This is a genomic window from Clostridium pacaense, from assembly GCF_020709765.2.
GTDB classification, from domain to species: Bacteria; Bacillota; Clostridia; order Lachnospirales; family Lachnospiraceae; genus Enterocloster; species Enterocloster hominis.
Genome location: NZ_JAJFEB020000131.1, coordinates 1 through 264, shown reverse-complemented (window position 1 = coordinate 264; position 264 = coordinate 1). Strand labels below are relative to the sequence as shown.

Annotated in this window: 1 pseudogene; it reads right to left on the bottom strand. The window is 54.2% G+C overall.

The annotated features are described in order from the left end of the window. Positions 1-264: pseudogene (locus LK536_RS58795) on the bottom strand (hypothetical protein); the annotation flags it as partial.

Genomic DNA, 264 nt, shown 5'->3' with positions numbered 1-264 from the left:
CACAGTGGGACACCAGGGAAAGCTGCACATTGGAATCCGTAATCCCGGGGTGCTATAATGGATACCACATTATTATCCACAAAAGCCTGGATACCGGTACGCCGTCCTGCTCCGTTGTCAACACCTATGAACTCAGTGGCGGTCATGCCAAGGGCATTGCCGTTGCTGCCTCCATCAAAATCAACAGATACCAAGGCAGCACCGCCCTCGCCCAGCTGTTTGAAAGGAGGGATGAATTTCCCAGTACCGCCTGCGCCTTCACCG